At 38.6% G+C, this 18,300-nt stretch carries 17 protein-coding genes; 1 reads left to right on the forward strand and 16 read right to left on the reverse strand.

Translation table 11 applies throughout. From position 1 onward, the window contains the following. A partial coding sequence (locus FOR85_RS12060; RefSeq protein WP_144298105.1) for an integrase core domain-containing protein occupies positions 1–327 on the forward strand: 327 nt, incomplete at its 5' end. Here FOR85_RS12060 and FOR85_RS12990 read toward each other — a convergent pair. The 16 genes from FOR85_RS12990 to FOR85_RS12140 all read right to left on the reverse strand — a co-directional run bounded on the left by FOR85_RS12990 (position 324) and on the right by FOR85_RS12140 (position 17,959). After that, positions 324–692, reverse strand: a complete 369-nt coding sequence (locus tag FOR85_RS12990; RefSeq protein WP_144298120.1) for an RHS repeat protein — start codon at positions 690–692, stop codon at positions 324–326. The genes FOR85_RS12060 and FOR85_RS12990 overlap by 4 nt on opposite strands. Positions 693–799: 107 nt before the next feature. Continuing rightward, positions 800–1,261 carry a hypothetical protein gene (locus tag FOR85_RS12070; protein ID WP_144298106.1) on the reverse strand — a complete coding sequence of 154 codons (462 nt, stop codon included), beginning with the start codon at positions 1,259–1,261 and terminating at the stop codon, positions 800–802. 6 nt (positions 1,262–1,267) lie between these two features. Beyond that, positions 1,268–2,335, reverse strand: a complete 1,068-nt coding sequence (locus tag FOR85_RS12935; RefSeq protein WP_144298107.1) for an RHS repeat-associated core domain-containing protein — start codon at positions 2,333–2,335, stop codon at positions 1,268–1,270. A gap of 20 nt (positions 2,336–2,355) precedes the next feature. Beyond that, entirely contained in the window at positions 2,356–2,769 is a 414-nt protein-coding gene (locus FOR85_RS12080; RefSeq protein WP_144298108.1) for a hypothetical protein, read from the reverse strand. Between the two features lie 21 nt (positions 2,770–2,790). Next, positions 2,791–7,410 (reverse strand): RHS repeat-associated core domain-containing protein, encoded by a 4,620-nt coding sequence (locus FOR85_RS12085; RefSeq protein WP_144298109.1) that lies wholly within the window; start codon positions 7,408–7,410, stop codon positions 2,791–2,793. Positions 7,411–7,470: 60 nt separating this feature from the next. Beyond that, entirely contained in the window at positions 7,471–8,463 is a 993-nt protein-coding gene (locus FOR85_RS12090; RefSeq protein ID WP_144298110.1) for a TadE/TadG family type IV pilus assembly protein, read from the reverse strand. Then, entirely contained in the window at positions 8,460–8,804 is a 345-nt protein-coding gene (locus tag FOR85_RS12095) for a DUF192 domain-containing protein (protein WP_223808634.1), read from the reverse strand. The genes FOR85_RS12090 and FOR85_RS12095 overlap by 4 nt, the downstream gene beginning before the upstream one ends. After that, positions 8,801–9,682 (reverse strand): type II secretion system F family protein, encoded by an 882-nt coding sequence (locus FOR85_RS12100; RefSeq protein ID WP_144298111.1) that lies wholly within the window; start codon positions 9,680–9,682, stop codon positions 8,801–8,803. The genes FOR85_RS12095 and FOR85_RS12100 overlap by 4 nt, the downstream gene beginning before the upstream one ends. 7 nt (positions 9,683–9,689) lie before the next feature. Beyond that, positions 9,690–10,526, reverse strand: a complete 837-nt coding sequence (locus FOR85_RS12105) for a type II secretion system F family protein (RefSeq protein WP_144298112.1) — start codon at positions 10,524–10,526, stop codon at positions 9,690–9,692. 12 nt (positions 10,527–10,538) lie between these two features. Continuing rightward, positions 10,539–12,266: an ATPase, T2SS/T4P/T4SS family gene (locus FOR85_RS12110; RefSeq protein WP_144298113.1), complete on the reverse strand. Its 1,728-nt coding sequence runs from the start codon at positions 12,264–12,266 to the stop codon at positions 10,539–10,541. Next, positions 12,267–13,607, reverse strand: a complete 1,341-nt coding sequence (locus FOR85_RS12115) for a type II and III secretion system protein family protein (RefSeq protein ID WP_144298114.1) — start codon at positions 13,605–13,607, stop codon at positions 12,267–12,269. A 13-nt stretch (positions 13,608–13,620) separates the two neighbouring features. Beyond that, a complete protein-coding gene (cpaB, locus tag FOR85_RS12120; protein WP_144298115.1) occupies positions 13,621–14,571 on the reverse strand; it encodes a Flp pilus assembly protein CpaB in 951 nt (316 codons plus the stop codon). A 202-nt stretch (positions 14,572–14,773) separates the two neighbouring features. Next, positions 14,774–15,391: a hypothetical protein gene (locus FOR85_RS12125; protein ID WP_144298116.1), complete on the reverse strand. Its 618-nt coding sequence runs from the start codon at positions 15,389–15,391 to the stop codon at positions 14,774–14,776. Continuing rightward, positions 15,391–16,152 carry a TadE/TadG family type IV pilus assembly protein gene (locus FOR85_RS12130; RefSeq protein ID WP_144298117.1) on the reverse strand — a complete coding sequence of 254 codons (762 nt, stop codon included), beginning with the start codon at positions 16,150–16,152 and terminating at the stop codon, positions 15,391–15,393. Before FOR85_RS12130 ends, FOR85_RS12125 begins: the two co-directional genes overlap by 1 nt. Then, complete coding sequence (locus FOR85_RS12135) at positions 16,149–17,525, reverse strand: hypothetical protein (protein ID WP_144298118.1); 1,377 nt, start codon at positions 17,523–17,525, stop codon at positions 16,149–16,151. The genes FOR85_RS12130 and FOR85_RS12135 overlap by 4 nt, the downstream gene beginning before the upstream one ends. 173 nt (positions 17,526–17,698) lie before the next feature. Beyond that, positions 17,699–17,959: a pilus assembly protein gene (locus FOR85_RS12140; RefSeq protein ID WP_144298119.1), complete on the reverse strand. Its 261-nt coding sequence runs from the start codon at positions 17,957–17,959 to the stop codon at positions 17,699–17,701. Positions 17,960–18,300 lie beyond the last annotated feature (341 nt).

Below are 18,300 nucleotides of genomic sequence, written 5' to 3' on the forward strand. Positions count from 1 at the left end.
TTATTTCACTCAGATCAGGGCACGCATTACACCAGTAAGAAATTTGCTGAATCAATCGATGATTGCGACGGTATGACACAGAGTATGAGCCGTCGTGGAAATTGTTGGGATAACGCCCCAACTGAGCGCTTCTTTAGAAGCTTCAAAACAGAGTGGATGCCAAAGGGCGGTTATGAGAATATCGCTGAGGCTAAAAGTGCCATTAGTGATTATATCTGGGGCTACTATCAAACCGTGAGACCGCACACTTTCAACAATTATTTAACACCAGCTGAAACAGAAAGACGTTACTTTAATCAAAACCTCTTATCAGGTGTCCTAAATTAGTTGACCACTACAGTACGAATGTCATCACCATCACGAATCTGGTTAAGCTGACCCCTTGCGCCATAGCTGAAATGACGCTCCTGATTCTTTTGTGCTTGATTATCTTGACTTTGAGTATTGCTAATTAGGGTGGGATTGCCCTCTAAGTCATAACGGTAGCTGGTTTTCTTATTCTGCTCGCTGTTATTTAATTTATTAGTAGTGGTTAGCAGCCGATCACTATTGGCTTGATAGTTATACTTAGTTTCAGTTTGGGCGTCCGTCTGCGTCAGACGATTGCCGTTTAGGTCATATTGGTAGCGGATACTCTGCTCTTTGTTAGGGCTTAATACCTCTATGAGCTCGCCATACGAGTTATATTTCAGCGTTTAATCGTTGGCTTCTTTATCGCCATAACGACTACTCGTTGCCGTAATTTGATTACTACGATCATAGGTTAGAGCCTTTTGATAACCGCCGTCCTGCCACGTGGTCATTCTACCGGCTTTATCATACTTGAAAGCTTAATTACTTCTTTTATACTACGAATATAATCCTTCTCATAAATCTCTAAATCTTTAAAGTATTCAGTAGTCTCTAATTCATTAAGCTTTTCATACAGCATTATTTTATCTTCATATGGAATAATTTCATAGTAAATCAAAGTGGCTTCACCACTTTTCTGAAGTTTATCTGTTAGCGTATAAAGCACTGCAACAAAATAATCAATCCTATGGTTTTGTGGCATATTCTTTATGTCATTACGATTAGCATACATTTCTCCTTGCCAGAAATTATCAACTTTGCTTCTAATAATAAGGTGAGTCACCTTAAGCCTTACGTAACTAGTCTCGATAACTTTTGTTTGATTAAAGCTTAAAATATATATACTACATAAGAAAGTAGATAATATGATTAATATCATAAGCATTACTTTTATATAAAATCTTTTCATAAATTATTATCTCACTATCTTAATCTCACCATAGCCTATTAGCTGCCTGTTAAGAGCATACCAAGGCTCCTCATAAGTAACAGTTGTTGTCTTAGTTTTTTTCAGCATTTCATCAAGTTTCTTCCATGAGCTTTCGCCGTTTGGAACTGAAGCATCAATAGTCACACAACCATGGCTTACTGTACCTGGATGCAATCTAAAGCCACCACGTCCATTCGTATCTGAATTATTACTTTGGATGAAATCATCTATCTTCTTATCTTTAAATAAGAGACCATACCATGTTGGATCAGACTTAGGATTAGGGTTTTCTGTTATTATGTAAGTACCTAATGGTACAGGAATATTACGGCCTACCCCTACATCAGTCACTTCTCCAGATATTGCAACACCACCACTAAATGCTTTGATTGACACAACTTCTTTAGGTGCCTTTGTATCAGTAAATGTTAGTATTCCCTTACTTAGACTTAATTGAGCTACTACTTGTAGTCCCCACGGATCCACGAAACTAACCGGATTCTGTCCAGCATAGCCGTAAGTATTGAGCCCACCATTTAGTCCAATAGGATCACTCGTTAAATAACGTCCCGTTTCAGGGTTGTAGTAGCGATGCCAGTTATAGTAATACCCACTCTCACTATCCTCATACTGACCGGCAAATCTTAGATTGAACTCAAACGCCTCATGTGTGGTTGACTCTGCCGCATTGGCGCTATTCACTAGAGTCGGTAGCCAACTCTTTCGCTTAGCTTGCATGTCTTGCGTATTGTTTTGCGGAGTGGATTTAACCGTCACTTGACCAAAGGCATCATACTCCCCTTGCCAGATAATCTCTTGTTTGTTATTACTTACTTGCTGCGGCGTGCCTAGATGATCAGTGTGAATGGTATAGATACTAGGCGAATTGTTTTGATCATAGTCAATCATCGCAATAGGTCTTAAGCCGACATAGATATAACAGCGGGTTAAGGTCTCTTGATTGTCATTGACTTTAATCTCAGTGTCTAGCAATCCTTGTTGCCATAGATACCTTTGTTCACCATTCGCTATAGTTTTACTGACACGCTGCATTATTTTGTTAAAATAACTTACTATCCACCATATTTTTCAAAAGTTTCTTTTTCAGAAATAGCATAGTCAAGATATGCTTGAACTAAGTTTTTCTCACTTTTTGTCAGTTTTCCAATTTTCTGCCAAAATAACTGGCTTCCATAATATTTGTAAAGTTTGTACACAATATTTGCATGATCATAAGAAGCTCCATCATAGAATTGTAAGGAAATAAATGTACGTAAGGAGTCATCATCTTTATATGCTGATCTTAATAGCTTGCAATAATTTACATTGTTATTATCAGCGGCAATTAACATCAATCTACTAACCCTCACGTCGTGAGTACCATAGTAACAGCCTCCATTTTTGATCAATAAATATCTTTCAATTGATATAATGCAAACTAAAATACATACAATTAATACAGCAATTCTTTTATGTGAGAAGCTCATAATATTAATCTCCAGCCTATTTTATTCACGCACTGCCATATTATCTCTCCCAATAACTGTTATTGAGCCATAATGTTTTATTCTACTAAGAGGATTCATCCATTGTCTTCCACGCCTATCTTGTACCGTTGTAGTGGAAGTTGAATTCAAAATATTTTTAAAGACTTCCCAACCCTTTCTGGCGTTGGCATCATTTTGGTTAAAAGTTACACAACCATGGCTGACACCTCCTAAATGAAGTCTAAATCCAGTTCTTCCATTTAAGTCATATTCATCATTAAATGGATTTTCATCCTGAGGATCTACTCGAAACCAATCACTGTGAGCTGGATTTGTATCTCCAGCATTTTCTACGATATCATAGCCTCCTGTAGGTAATGGTCTTTGAGCTGGGCGCGTAGGGTCTCTGAATATGTCATTAGCAGTTGTACTTTGCCCTCCAGTAAAAATATTGTTTACAACAAGCATTTGATTCGCTGTCAGTTTGCCATCTGCATCTCTTATTCCGCCTATGACGTATGATGATGGTGACTTTCTTACCGTAGTTAAGCCTTCACGGTGGTTATCAACATCAATAACTCTTAATTGTTTAGCTGCTCTATCGAACACTGCTACCACTTGTAGTCCCCATGGATCAACGAAGCTAACAGGATTCTGCCCAGCATACCCATAAGTATTCAGTCCGCCATTCAGTCCAATAGGATCACTCGTTAAATAGCGTCCCGTCTCAGGATTATAATAGCGATGCCAATTGTAATAGTAACCACTCTCACTATCTTCATATTGTCCGGCAAATCTTAAGTTAAACTCAAAAGGGCTGCTAGTTATCGACTCTGCCGCATTGGCGCTATTCATTAGAGACGGTAACCAACCCTTTCGCTTGGCTTGCATATCTTGCATATTGTTTTTTGGATTAGCTTTTACCGTCACCTGACCAAAGGCATCATAGTCGCCTTGCCAGACGATCTCTTGTTTGTCATTACTCACTTGCTGTGGTGTGCCTAGATGGTCAGTATGAATAGTATAGATACTGGCGCTGTTGTCTATATCGTAGTCAATCATAGCTATGGGTCTTAAACCCACATAGATATAACGACGAGTGATGGTCTCTTGATTGTCTTTGACATCAATTTCAGCATCTAGCAATCCTTGCTGCCATAGATATCTTTGTTCATCGTTTGCTGTTATTTTACTCACACGCTGCATAGCATGGTTATAACGGTAGTCTGTCGTTTGATTAGCATCGATAATTTGAGTGAGTTGACCTCTGGCACCATAGGTAAACTGCCGCCGAGTTTGAGCTTTACCGTCTTGTCCTTGCTGAACGCTAATAAGGGTAGGATTGCCTGCATCATCGTAGCGATAAGTGCTTGTTTGCTCATTATCATTTGTTGTTGCAGTAATATTTAATAGCTGATCGGTTCCCGCTTTATACTCATAATCAGCTTGGGATTTAGGACTGCTAAAGCCTAATCTGTTTGCATTAAGGTCATACTGGTACTGAGTAGCTTGATTGCTATCTGTATCAGTGACACGGGTAAGCTCACCATAGGCGTTGTAGCTTAGCTGCTCTTTTTTCTCTTCATCATTTTGCTTACTGTGCATAGCCGTAATCAGACTGTTTTGATCATAGGTGAGCGTCTTTTGATAGTCGCCATCCGTCCATGTAGTCAACCGTCCTGCTTTGTCATAGTTGGCACTGGCACTTTGCCCGTTATTGTGAGTAAATGATAGTAAGCCGCGGGCACTGTCACTCTCGATGTTCGAGATAAGAGCGATACTATTATGATTAGGGTTTATCTTACGAATTATATCCTGCCACCAGCTTTGAGCAGGCGCTTGGTAATTGACTTCGATGGGACTACTGATGTCGTTATAGACGTAGCTAAGTGTGCCTCCTTCTGGCAGACCAATTTTATCTATTCTACCTTTGTCATCGTATTGATAGGTGGTCTGCCATGACTTACTACTATCTTGAAATTGCACCGACTCTATAGTGAGGCGACCTTGGGTATCGTAGCTGTAATTGGTGGTTTGCGCAGGATCAACGATTTGACTTAAGCGCGCGCCATCGTAGGTATAGGTAATACTTTCGCAGCTTTGTTCTGTGGTAGTATTCTGTGTGCCAAGTTTACAATACTTGGCAGTGGTGATTCTACCACTGTCATCATAGCTTGCTGTCTGTTTACTGGTCTTGCTTTGTATGAGAATAGGTTGATCATTTAGACCATACTCTACAATTGAGGCGCCTGTATTGGCATCTTTGGCATAGATGATACGTCCAAAGTCGTCATATACTCGCTCATAAGTCGCCCCTTCTGGTAGTACAATCTGTTTGATCTTGCCAAGCAGATTGGTTTCAATCTCAATGGTGGCACCAGCATTTAGCAAATTATCAGCGGGATTAAATAGTACTTGAGCGCTGTCTTCTTTATTCTCAGAGTATAGGCTTTGAGTATCCGTCATGGCTGGGTTGCTATCTGGTGCTTGTATAACGCTTGCGATAGTTTTTTGATCAGTGGTGTCTGTTGTACGCTTGAGAATGTCGTCATTATATTGGATAGCCATGGGATCAATCAGCACACCACCCTTGTCATCAAGCCATTGACGATTCACCAGCTGACCTTCGGTATTGTATTGGTTGACAATCTGCTGACCATCATACAGCTGATAGATGACTTGCTGTTTGCTATCGTCATAGTTTGCTGTGATGGTCTGCTCTAGCTGATTTTGCCATTTAATAGGGCGTTGCTTGCTGTCATATTCTAAACTAAGCTGCTGGTCACCGCGCTGCATAGCCACTGCCTGACCTTTGCTGTCATATTCTATCTTAGTTATGACACCATCCCCATCAGTATGCGCAGTCAGTAGACTTTGTCCAGCAATGGTTTGATAAGTGAAGTGTTCGGTAATATTTTCAGGAAAAGTAATTTGAGTAAGCCGACCTTGATCATCGTACTGATAGCTTGTGACGTCTTGATTGCCTTTTAATGGCCCATCGACGGCTACCAGTTGTTGTTTGCCATTGATACGCTCATAACGATAACGGGTAGTGCGACTAATAGGCTGTACTTGACTGCTCGCTGTTGCAGGCCGAAACCCGCTCTCAGTCATCGCCACAACATTCCCCGCCTCGTCATAGGTGAGGCTCGTCTGTGAGATCTTACCCTCAACCACACTAGGGCGAGTGATTGAGGTCGGCTGCATCGGATAATCTGCATTGTCATAACGATACCCCAGCCACGTTTGCTGGTTGTCCTCCTTTGTCTTATCTGTCTGAGTGATCTTGATCGTACGGCCAAGCGTGTCATAGCTCGTTGACATTGATGCGATGACTTGACCGTTGTCATCAAGCTTACTGGTTTTCGTCACCCGTCCTGCACTATCATACTCATAGCTCACATTGGTGGGGCCGCAAGTGACACACCCTGCCCCTGTCACAGATAATAGCTGTGCCTCGCCATTCTTGTACCTGTAGCGGTAGTTGGTGGTCTCCCCTATGCTGTTAGTTAAGGTGTTAGTAAAGATATGATTCGCTTGGGTAGGTATGACGGTGTCGTTGTCATAGACCACACTAACCTTCTTAACACCGTCTTTGTGAGTGGAGCTTGTCGCTCTGTCATAGGCGTCATAGGTCCATTGGGTTATAAGCTGAGGCTGTTTGTTCTCATAGCTGTATTTGGCAGTGAGGTTGTGCGCATCATAAGGGTCATTATACTGATAACCCGTTCTCACCCCTGTCGGTGAGACGACTTGGGCAAGGTTACCCTTTTGGTCTAATAGGTAGACCCATTTGCTAGCGCTGTTATTATTGTTACTGTTGTTTTGACGGATTGTGCTGCTAGTAACGCTGATCTTAGGCAGGCCACTCTTTGTGGTCTCATAGGCAAACTTTAGGGTGTCGCCGTTATGGTTGCGGACTTGGGCAAGTTTACCGTCAACGCCATAGATCAGCGCCCAGTAAGGGCTGCTAGGACTGTTGGCTTGTTCAGTGACGCGAGAGAGTTGACCGTAGCGAGACATACCAAGCTGGTTGACGCTATTGATTTGTTTGTGAATCACAAATTCAAACTGTTTGCCGGTAGGGAGTGTCCATATCCAAGTGGCTTTACTAGGGTTACTACTTTGACTGCGCTCTATATAGCCAAGCTCACTCTTGTCTGCAACATAGCGAGTAACAAACAGGGTGCTACTATCTAAAGCGGCGGCGGTCTTTGTAAAGCTGATCTTGCGTCCATCGGCTTGGATGATGTCTATTTGATCATCGATGTCTTGCAGTTGCATCTCGTAGTCGTGACGCCAGCCAATGCCAAATAGTCCGCGCTGGCTGCTTCTTGAATTGTAGTAACGGTTGAGTCTTAGGGCATAGTCATCACCTACGGCTTGGATGTCTGTGGCTTGTTCAAACTTGTTGCCGTTAAGAACGTTGATGGGGTTGCCGCTACCTTTGGCTTTTGCAGCTTCAATTTTATCCACTATAGTAGGGTTGGAGCTTTGATTAGCAGGACAGCTTCCTCCTACGGTCCCTTGTCCGCCATTAGTATTGCAAACGATAGTTCTATTTTCTGTTATGCTTAAATCAGCAGCAACTATGGTAGGAACAATAATCAACAAGCTGACAAATAAACGGTTCAAACGCATAAGTTATTCTCAACAGTTTTTAATAGGATTGATCTATTACAAGTTAGTAATATGACTCTACTACGGTGAGCACGTATTTTGATTCTGAAAGTCTGAGACTAAGTCAGAATCGACGATATTGCCATTAGCGTCAAAGGCATCATCTATATCATCCATCTGCGATGCGCCCAAGGTGATAATCCCTAAAGCGATGAGTAGTTTGAGCCAGTCTTTATTACTGGTATTACTATCTGTGTTGATGCCACCGTTCGCTCTAATATCTTCTATGATTTCTTCTCGGCTCATGCCTTCATACTTGCCTGGTAGTTTGACCGTAGATAGATCAGGTAGCTGATGGTTATCCCCAACTGTGCCAGTACCAGTGCCAGGGTTGTTTGAGGCAACCTTTAGAGTGTTTTGAATAGCTGGGCTTAGCATTTGGGAGGAGACGTCAACGACGATAGGTATTCTATTAGAGGCAAACAGCATAGCACTAAAGGCATCTTTGGGACCTGAGAGAAAGTCAAAGGCTTTGGCGAAGAACCCGCCTACTAGTGGAATAGTAGGCTTATAGCCGTAAGTAATTCTTAGCTTTAAAACATTGGCCTCTGATATGTTGACGCCAGAGCTAGCACCAGGCTTGGATTTGAGGTTTTCCATGTCTGTCAGTTTATTAGGAATAACCTTTTGCTTGGTGCCGAGTGTCTTTTGAAGAATGGGGCTGTTAAAGTCATTAAAGGCTTCAGCTGTTGGGTTGATAATTTCAATCTTTGTAAAGGGCGCTTCGGTGGCTTTGGCAAGTGCCAATACTTTGGCATTATCTAATTTACCACCACCGATACCTTTGTTAGCGCTCAAATAGGGTAGGAATCCTTTTAATAGTCCCATCTCAATTTGTTGAGGGCTTGCATTCTCAATAGCTCCTGCGCGAGCGGCTTCATAAGAGGCATAGGTCAGATTAGTTTTGGCGTTATACATTAGGGTATATTGCAAGCCATTCATCCCTAAAAAAAAGATTAAAGGTCCAATGGTAATAAATTCGGTTAGTGTGGCGCCAAGCTGACTTGATTTCATAACTGATCCTCACTGAACTTTTTACCGATGACATCTAACGGTATCTCTTCTGATTCTGCTGATAACTCAACCACCTTGTAGGTAGCCCTCGGCCCTAAACAGAATCGATTAGGTTTGAGATTATTTTTGATAGCTAGAATAGTATTATTCTTTGATAAAAATAAAATATGAATAGCATAGCGCATACCAATCGTATGTACGGAGCCACAAGGTATGATTAAAATACAACTGTTAGTCTTAAGTTCTTTAGTAAACAGTAGACCTTTTAACCGTGATAGAAAGCTATTCGCTTTATATAGATTTAAGTCCCCCAGCACAGTCTTAGTCATAATATTGTTCACAAAAATGCATCCTTTATCAAGACGTAAACAGGAAAGCCGATCACTATAAAAGTACAAGGAAAGATAAAAGCCACTAATGGGAAAAGCAACTTTACAGGCGCTTCCATCGCCATTTTTTCAGCTTTTTGAAACCTTTCAATTCGCCTTTGATCCGCTTGACTTCTTAGTATTGGTCCAATATTCATACCCATTTTTTCAGCTTGGATAATTGAAGATACTAGACTTTTAATAGACTGATCATCAATTCTTTTACCCATTTTTCTAAACGCGTCAGACCGACTTACACCTGTTTTGACGTCTCTAACAATTTTTTCAAACTCTTGTCTAACAGGGCCAGGAGGACTTTTATCAACAGCTTGCCTTATAGCACCATTCAGATTTAAACCAGATTCTACGCTCAGGGTTATCATATCTAAAAAGAAAGGTAAATTTTTAGATATACTATTTAGTCTCTTGTTTTTGGCTTCTTTGAGCCATAAATCTGGATAAACGTAGCCAAAAAGAGTCCCGATTAGAGCTAAAAACAAACTTTGTTTTGCTATTGTAAGTAGTATTAGCACAAATAAAGTAAAAACGATAGCACTTATTATTTTGCTAGCAATAATATGTTCTGGTTTAAACTGAAACTCCACACCCGCATAGATAATTTGTCTTTCATATTTGATATAAGTTTTATCTTTGATAAATGGTGCGAGATAAAAAGCAACTACATTAATAAAAAAACCAAACATTTTATAGAATAATGGAGGGTCGTCAAAATACTCTCTGTTATCATCTGGTACACGAAGCATGATAAAGAATAAATACCAACAGAGCGCAAAAATTGCTAAAGTAATAAAGCCAATAAGGATATATATCTGTAAAGAAGAGTTAAACATAAATCACCTATATATCTATATTGACAATTTTTCGAATAAAAATAATACCTAATACTTCAAATATTATTAATGCACCTAAAGCTATATATCCTTCTGTAGTCGTCCAAAGTTGTGACATAGCTTCAGGCTCCATCTTTGATAAGACTAATATTAACGCTATTGGCATAGAACCTACTACCCAAGCCTGCATCTTACCTTGAGAAGTTAATGCTTTTATTTTTCCTTCTGCTTGATCTATACTCCTCAGCGTCTGGGCAACATTTTTCAGAGCATAAGAAAGCTCTCCTCCTGTCTCAATCGATGTCCTAATAACAGATACTGTCAAGATCACCGAATTAAGCGGCATTCTTCTAGTAAAATTTTGCAGCGACTGATCAACCGATACTCCAAGTTTTTGTTCACGCACTACCATGCCTACTTCTTGCGACAATGGAGGTGGGTACTCTTCTGAGATTAATGAAAATGCACCACTTAAACTGTTGCCTGCTAATAACGATCCTCCCATGAGATCAATAGCATCAGGCAGCTGTTTCTCAAACAAATCTATTCTTTTTTGTCTAAGGTATCTAACAAAAATAAATGGTAATGCTACTAAAGCAGCCACTATTCCAAAGATAACTATATAGTTACTTAAAAAATAGAGAGCTAAAAAAATTAGTAATATAGATGCAATAGCATAGATATAAAGATATTTATCAGTTTTACTTTCAGTGAGATTTTGATCTAATAATTTTCTGAAGACATCTATTTTTTTTGTATGAGAAAAACTAGATACATCTTTAAAAAATAAGGTATAGATGATATAGAAAATCATTGTCAATATGACAAAAATGGCTATAAACATAGCTTATTTGACCTATAAGTTAAAATAGTCAGTGTTTATTTCACTACCGCTATCAATCAACTCTTGATAGAAGGAAGGTATAGTTTCCGTAGATCGAAATGTTCCTTGAATAACGCCATCGTCATTATAGCCAGACTTATTATATTTAAATATATCTTGCAGCTGAATAGTATTTCCCTCAATACCAGTAACCTCAGTGATATGAGTTATCTTACGAGTACCGCAAGCAAAGCGCGTTTGCTGCACAATAATATCGATAGCCGATACAATTTGTTCGCGTATAGCTTGCAATGGTAGCTGCATACCTGCCATCAGTATCAAGGTTTCAAGCCTAGATAAAGCATCTCTTGGCGTGTTAGCGTGCAGAGTAGTTAATGACCCTTCATGACCTGTGTTCATCGCTTGCAACATATCTAACGACTCAGCCCCTCGACACTCTCCAACGACGATCCTATCAGGGCGCATTCGCAATGAATTTTTAACCAAATCACGGATGGTGACAGAACCTTTGCCCTCTGCGTTTTCAGGTCTAGATTCTAATGAGATCAAGTGGTCATGATCGAGCTTTAGCTCTGCAGCATCCTCTATGGTGATAATACGTTCACCATTGGGTATAAAGTTAGATAAGACATTTAGCAACGTTGTCTTACCAGAGCCTGTGCCACCTGAAATAATGACATTACGTTTATGCAGCACGCAAGACTCTAAAAACTCCGCCATATCAGCTGACAGGCTATTCATATCTACTAGATCCTGTACTGTGAGTCTCTTTTCTGGAAATTTACGAATCGTAATCGTAGGACCCTTTAATGCTAATGGAGGTATCACTGCATTAACCCGTGAACCATCTTTTAAACGTGCATCTACCATTGGTGAAGATTCATCGATTCTTCTACCTATGGGAGAAACAATTCTTTCAATAATATCTAGAACAGCTTGATCACTACTAAAAACTGCGCCACTTAAAAATATTTTCCCTCTCTTTTCAACATAAATTTCACTAGCTGAATTGACCATAATTTCAGAAACACTTTTGTCTGATAAAAACTGCTCTAACGGTCCAAGACCAATAGCTTCATTTAAAACCAATTTTTTTATACGTTCAATATTAGTTCTATTGATAGTTAGATCGTTATCTATAATTTTATTTAAACAAGTAGAAGCGGTCTCAAATAGCTCATTATCTGACATGTTAGAGATATCATTTCTCTCTAGATCCATGGTTTCAACAAGTTTCTTATGAAGCTCTTTCATAAGCTTCATATCTTTTTCTAACTCAAGCTTAGTATCTCTAAATAAGGTTAAATTAGTTTCGATAGGTTTATTGACATTAGTTAATACTACAGGCTCTTCTTCTTGGATACTCTTCTCTTTGTTATCAAAACTTTGAGTGTCTCTTATATTGTTTTGAAATTCTTCACTCTGCTCGTTAGAATGGTGAAAAGGTTCGTTCGTTTCTAAAATAGTGAATTTATATTTCCCAATTTTTATACAATCACCTTCTAGTAATGGACCGTATATATCCACTTTAGAGTCATTAACGTAGGTGCCGTTCGCGCCTCTATCTAAATCTTCAATAACATAGCCTGCTGGCAGCTTTTTTATCATTGCGTGTTTTTGAGATATTAACCATCCTTTAATTTGTATTTCGGCATCATTACTTTTACCTATTAGAATATTCTCAGTGCCAAATTCAATTATTGACTCATTTTCTTTATAAACTACCTTGAGCTGAATCATTTACTGAACCCTCTCTTCAAAATAGGTTCTGTTTTCGTTACTTTCAAAAAAATCCTTTGGCAAAAGCAGGTTATTTTTATTAATATTTTCTACCATCTGATTTGCTTTAGTAACCATAGTTTCTAAAGGTTTGTCTTTTTCACTATAGATAAATGGAGTGACGATAAACAGTAATTCTGTTTTGACATCTATTTTACTCTTGTTTTTAAACAACCTACCGATAAATGGTGCTTTATGTAGTCCAGGTACTTGAGAGTCAGCTTCAGAATTCCTATTATAATTCAAACCACTTAATACAAGTGTTTCACCGTTCTGCAAACTAAAATCAGTGACCGTCTTTCTTGTTAGTAGACCAGGTACATCCAAGACCTGTACTGCAGGATCTATCTCACTAATTTCTGACTCTATTTTTGCAAGAATGCTTCCATCATTTTGAATAACAGGTGAAACATTAAGCTTTATACCGTAATCCTTAAACTCAACTGAAGGTGTTCCTGTAGCAGTAGCTGTTGTGAAAGGCACTTGACCTCCAGATAAGAATTCAGCGTTACCTCCGTTTCTACAAGAAAGGACGGGGTGCGCGATCAAATTAGCGGTTCCTTTGCTTTCCATCAAGTTAATTTTACTGGTTATAGAGGATATGAGCCCTGCATAAGTTTGAAAAGGACTAATAGCATCTCCTAAAGGAATGTTATCGAAGCCCAACCCACTCACATCTGATTTAAAAGCGTTACTTTTTTTGAATTCTCCAATAACTCCTACTTTAGGTCCATTAATCTGAGACGACCACTCAATACCTAAATTTTCACTTGCACTTCTGCTTACTTCAACGATTTTTACATCAAAGTACACCATGCGTGTGTCGTTTTTATTAGCTGTTTGGTTGTTTGCACGTGTAAGATTAGTGACATAAGGATATTGAGCTAAAAAACTATCTACTTTAGCTTTATCATCATCGTTTAAGTCTAAACCTTCAACCAAGATAGTATCGCCAATAATATTCGCCGTTAAATCAGGATACTTTAATAGAAAATAGTTAATCTCATTTAACATTCTTGGTAGATTTGCAGGATAAATATGGGTATTTATACTTTGGACTGATTTATTTCTCCACACCTTTATAGTAGTATCGCCATTTTTTATTCCAGTTAACAAAATTCCTTTTTTATCAATTGGTAAAGCATTGACAATCTCATCACTACCAACTGCTACATTTGTAATACTGCTATCTTTGATAAACTCAGATTGACCTACATAAAGAGTCATAATACCATTGTTTATATTAGCGTTTGTGTATGCTGAAATACTTACTAAGATTAGACAAAGTGATTTTTTAAACATAGATTACTCTTTATTAGTTGTTTGTACTTCTATTACCATATACAACGTCTATTGAAGGCTTCTTAGGTATAGTTTGTGCTGGTGGTTCAGTTATTATAGACTCTCTACTTTCTTGCATATTATCAAGCGCAGCAAGATAGTCATCAAGTTCAGAATTAGGTAGGCGTTCATTCTGTATATTATCTTGCTCTGAAAATGTTTTTAAGTTCAATTCGCGCTGTAGTGTCTCTAAGCTTACAATATTGGTCGTGTAAGACATATCATCCGGATTACGTAAAACAGCAGATAACCTTCCTAACTCTAATGCTGTCGTTACTCTAGAGACATCGTCTATATTTAAGTCTAAAGTAATAGTGCTATAACCGTCGTTGTAGCCAGTATCTTGAGCGTAGCTACCATCTATGCTTAAAGAGTCACCAGTAGCTAACACTCTTACGTTTTGCATCAAAGGCGCAGCGATGACGTTTCCAAGCTTTTGATAAGTCAGTATCAAGTCAATATGATCATTGGGGTTTAGCATCGAAGAGATAGAGCTTTGATCGTCTACAGGTATAGTCAGTGCTCGTCTACCTGGTGATAATCTGCTGGCCAATTGTCGCCGCTCATCGGTATCGATAAACTGCCAAGTTAAGATATCACCTCTTTTTAAATCTGACAGTAATAACGCTCCATTAATACTATCTGCCTGCTCAGGCGTTATAGCCGTAGATTGAGCGAACTCAGCTGGAATATCACTTCTGATCGCGAACCTAGATTGATCAAAAGGATCGACAATCGTTCCACTAGCTAAATCACTATTTGCGACTATATAGCTAATGGTTTCCGTCTCTAATGAGTTAGCTATTTTTTTATCCACAATAAACTTCAATAAGAAAGCACATAATAGTGCCAGAACTATCGAGATAATAAGTGCAAGAACGTTCTTATTCACTCTTTTCATTTTAAAGCTATTAATTGTTTTCATTTTTTCTCTGACTAGTTATTGAATCGACGTTGTCCAGATTACTTATCGAATTTGAATAGTTGTCATGCCGAGTTTGAAATGCTTCTTGAAACATGTTCCATAAGTTTTGATCTCCGACTTTTACGCCGAACACTACTGCAACAATTACCATTGTCGCTAATAAGTACTCCACTGAGATATTACCTTTTTGGTCACGCATAATCTATTTACTCACTTCAATGATAAATATAAAATCTCCTCGAGGACTCAATTTAGATATTTTTATAACTTTTTGGGAGCGGGACGATTTTAAGATATAGTTAGTAAACCCAATAGATGACTCTACATTATGAGATAATTTATTCAGTTGAGTCAGTAAACGCGCATATTCACTTTTACTGTAGCCTTGCATATTTATAGTACGAGTAACGTTCTTATAATCTTCTGTTTGTAAGTCCAAAGAAACTTTATTATTATTGATACTTACGGGATTAGGGACATAAGATCTTTTGGCGGTGCTAGAGCAAGTCATATATCCTGCGATCGACTGCTTATAAGTGCTATCTATAGTGACAGTAGCTACACTCGACTTATCAAAGATAGATAAATTGCTACCTGTTAAGGAATAAGCTATGCCTTTTTTTTTCAATGCTTTCATCAGACAACCCGTACCACAGTCGCTAGCAAAAGTATAATAGTCTAACGGTTTGCCATTTATAATAGCGTTACTAAATAAAGGCGCAGCTGCAAACCCTTCTATGGCTCTAATCTGTTGACATACTGCGCTATTGGCAGTTACAGATAAAAAAGAGGCAAGTATAATTATTATAATTTTATTCATTAAGGGTTAAAAGTAGCTAGGCGATCTGCAGGCACTGCATCATGATCGACTTTTACGTCCTCTAATTTATGATGATCTAAAACATCGAGTAAACCTAATGCTCCATCACTAACAACTTTGAGATCAGCTATAGCTGCATTTGCAAATTTAACGAATAAGTCTTGACTACCTCCATTATTTGGAATGATGACATTATCAAAGTTGTCTATTGAGCTTTGAATTTCTCTTTGGTCTCTTGCTGTAAGTGCTTGATTATCTATATATAGACTCTTACTTATGGTCATAGAACTTGCAATCTCAGGAATAACATCTAAGTTTTCTAAGGGAAGATTAATACTGACTGTTCCTTTCTTATCGTATATTCCTAAATTAGTTACTCTATCAAAATTGTTCCAACTCACACCCTGAGCACCACTCATATTAGAGCTATCTGCATTATAATTAATAGTTACTGAATCATTTTGATATATCTGTTGATTCCCTTTACCTGCCCCTAATTTAGCACCCTGATCATTTATCTGTTCATCATCGACAACTAAAGCTGTTTCACCGAAATATCGATCACTGACTTCGCGGCTAAGCTCGACATTATCTGTGTTACCTTCTCTCACTCGCCATGCCGCATAATCTAACGCTTGTATACTCATTATGTTTGCATTGGCAATTTTAGCTAGAATGGGTATCGAAAGTATAAGTGCTATAAGCACACTAAACGATACTGCAAATTCAATTGCTGCCTGACCTGATTCTTTATTGTTCATGATCCATTAGACTCCGCTATTGCAAGTGTACTATTGTTGGTCAGTCTAACCTGCCAATATGGATTTAATAAGCTAGCTTTTTCCAATTTATTTTTATTAAAATAAGTTGGTCTGCCTTGCCTATCTTGAATTGGCCGCTCAAAGTAAGCTTCAGCAGTAGATACTGCGGTAACATCATCTTTTGAGATAATATTTAATTCATCACCTACTTTTAAGTTAGAAGCACCGCTTGTGGTGTCAAGCCTATCTGCTTTTTTCGACACTCGAATTGAAGTAGGTAGAGTTGGCTCATCTTGTGCCAACATTTTAGTTTCAAGATCCCAAAATTGTGGAACTCCTGACTCTCCCGCATTCATGGTTCTATTACGTCGCGAATCCCAGCGGGGTGTATATTGGTTACTTCTATTAGAAGCATCCTTATTTCTATTTACACTATTATACCCTGCGTTATTGCGCCAATCGTTGTCACCTGTACCACTATCTCTTACTACTGCACTACCGTAGCCCATCCGATCTTCTCTCCATGTTAATTTAGGTAGTCTCCACTTTCTTTTTTTCCAAAAACGATAATGGTGAGAGAATGTATCAACCCCTTTCCACTGATTGAGATCATTACTAAGCTCAGTACCGCCTCTAGCTTCAAGTCGGTTTTCAAAAAGAAAAATCTTGAAATCATCAACACTTTTTGCTCGACGTTCGCGAGTAAAGTCATCTCGCGATGCCAAGATAACATCCTTTAAGCGGGCACGGCCTACAGTAGGATCTGAGCTATTGCCACTATAATGCTTTATAAAGCTTCCACCCAACGGATTGACGGCATACTCTGAAGCCGTTATTAAAGGCCGAGAGTCAAATCCTGCACCTATAGACGATTTTTCTATTGTGTCTTTGTGGACTTGTTGAATAGATATAAATGAAGAGTTATTTAGCAAGTTTTGTTGAAATGATATGGCTTCGGTTGCTTGATTATTGATAAGGATAGTTGGAGAAGTTAAATCAGCAAGTGGCTGTACTGCTTTTGAGTATTGAGTAATAACTTGCTGAACTTCTGGACCAACATAAGGTATAAGATTGACAAGCTTAGTATGTTGCGGCATAGGTTCGAAATGCTTAGCCCAACTAGCGACACTTACTGCTTGCGCTGTTGCCAGCTGATTAGCGATTTTGGCTTTATTCATATAGGCATTAGCATTTAAGAGCTGCGCTTGTTTGGTCGCTGTATTGTAGGCAGCATGATCAGCGAGCACCTTGGCTTGAGTTCTCTCTGCCAAAAGCTGGGAGGTATTGAATAGATAAATCATTGATACTGCAAGGACTAACGTAAAAGCAAGCATTAATAGTAATGCTTGCCCTTTTTGATTATATATACTCATAAATTAATCCCATCCTTTTGCCTAAATAAGCGTAAATTTAAATATAAAATAGATAGTTAAGAAACTTAGTACTAAATAGATTACATTTGACTTATCTGCAATCAAAGATTAGGTTGCTGTTATTATAAAGTCGTATAATTAAGATAGAGGATTAATGTTCACTTGTATAAAACCTAATCATTACTAGAAAAGTCAGCCATACCTTTTTTTGCATCCGCTTGAGTTGCTGCTTTATCTGCCGCAGTTTTTGCTTTACCAGTTTCATCAGCACCTGATTCTCCAGCAAGTTCTGCTGCAGCAGCCGAAGCTTGACTTCGAGCAGTTTGGCCGAAGTATTTAAATGAGCCGATAGCGGCAATGGCTATCAATGCAACGATAATAATGTACTCAGTCATACCCTGACCAAGCTGCTTACGCATGTTAGGTAACTGCATAGAAATACTCCGTTTAAGTATAGTTAATGTAACTCATTGTATCTTACAATTTTATTGTAGGACAAAACAATTGTAATGTCTATATTTTTTCATGTTTTTAGTTAGCTAAACATTATCGAGATGCATGTGACAGATTTCAGAAGCTATATATAGACTTACAAGACAATATCATTAAATCTCTTGTATAAGTCATTGCTAGCCCTTGATACTTCGTTAACGAAGGTCAATAAAAAGGTACTTTTGCAAGAGGTCTATTGTCTAAACTGAACCGCCCCGAGATTGTCGGAGACTCAACTTTCTGAGAGAATACGACAATGAAAACACGAAACTATACCCCTGAA

Origin of the sequence: Psychrobacter sp. YGAH215 (assembly GCF_007280595.1) — a bacterium.
In the GTDB taxonomy this organism is placed as follows: Bacteria; Pseudomonadota; Gammaproteobacteria; order Pseudomonadales; family Moraxellaceae; genus Psychrobacter; species Psychrobacter faecalis.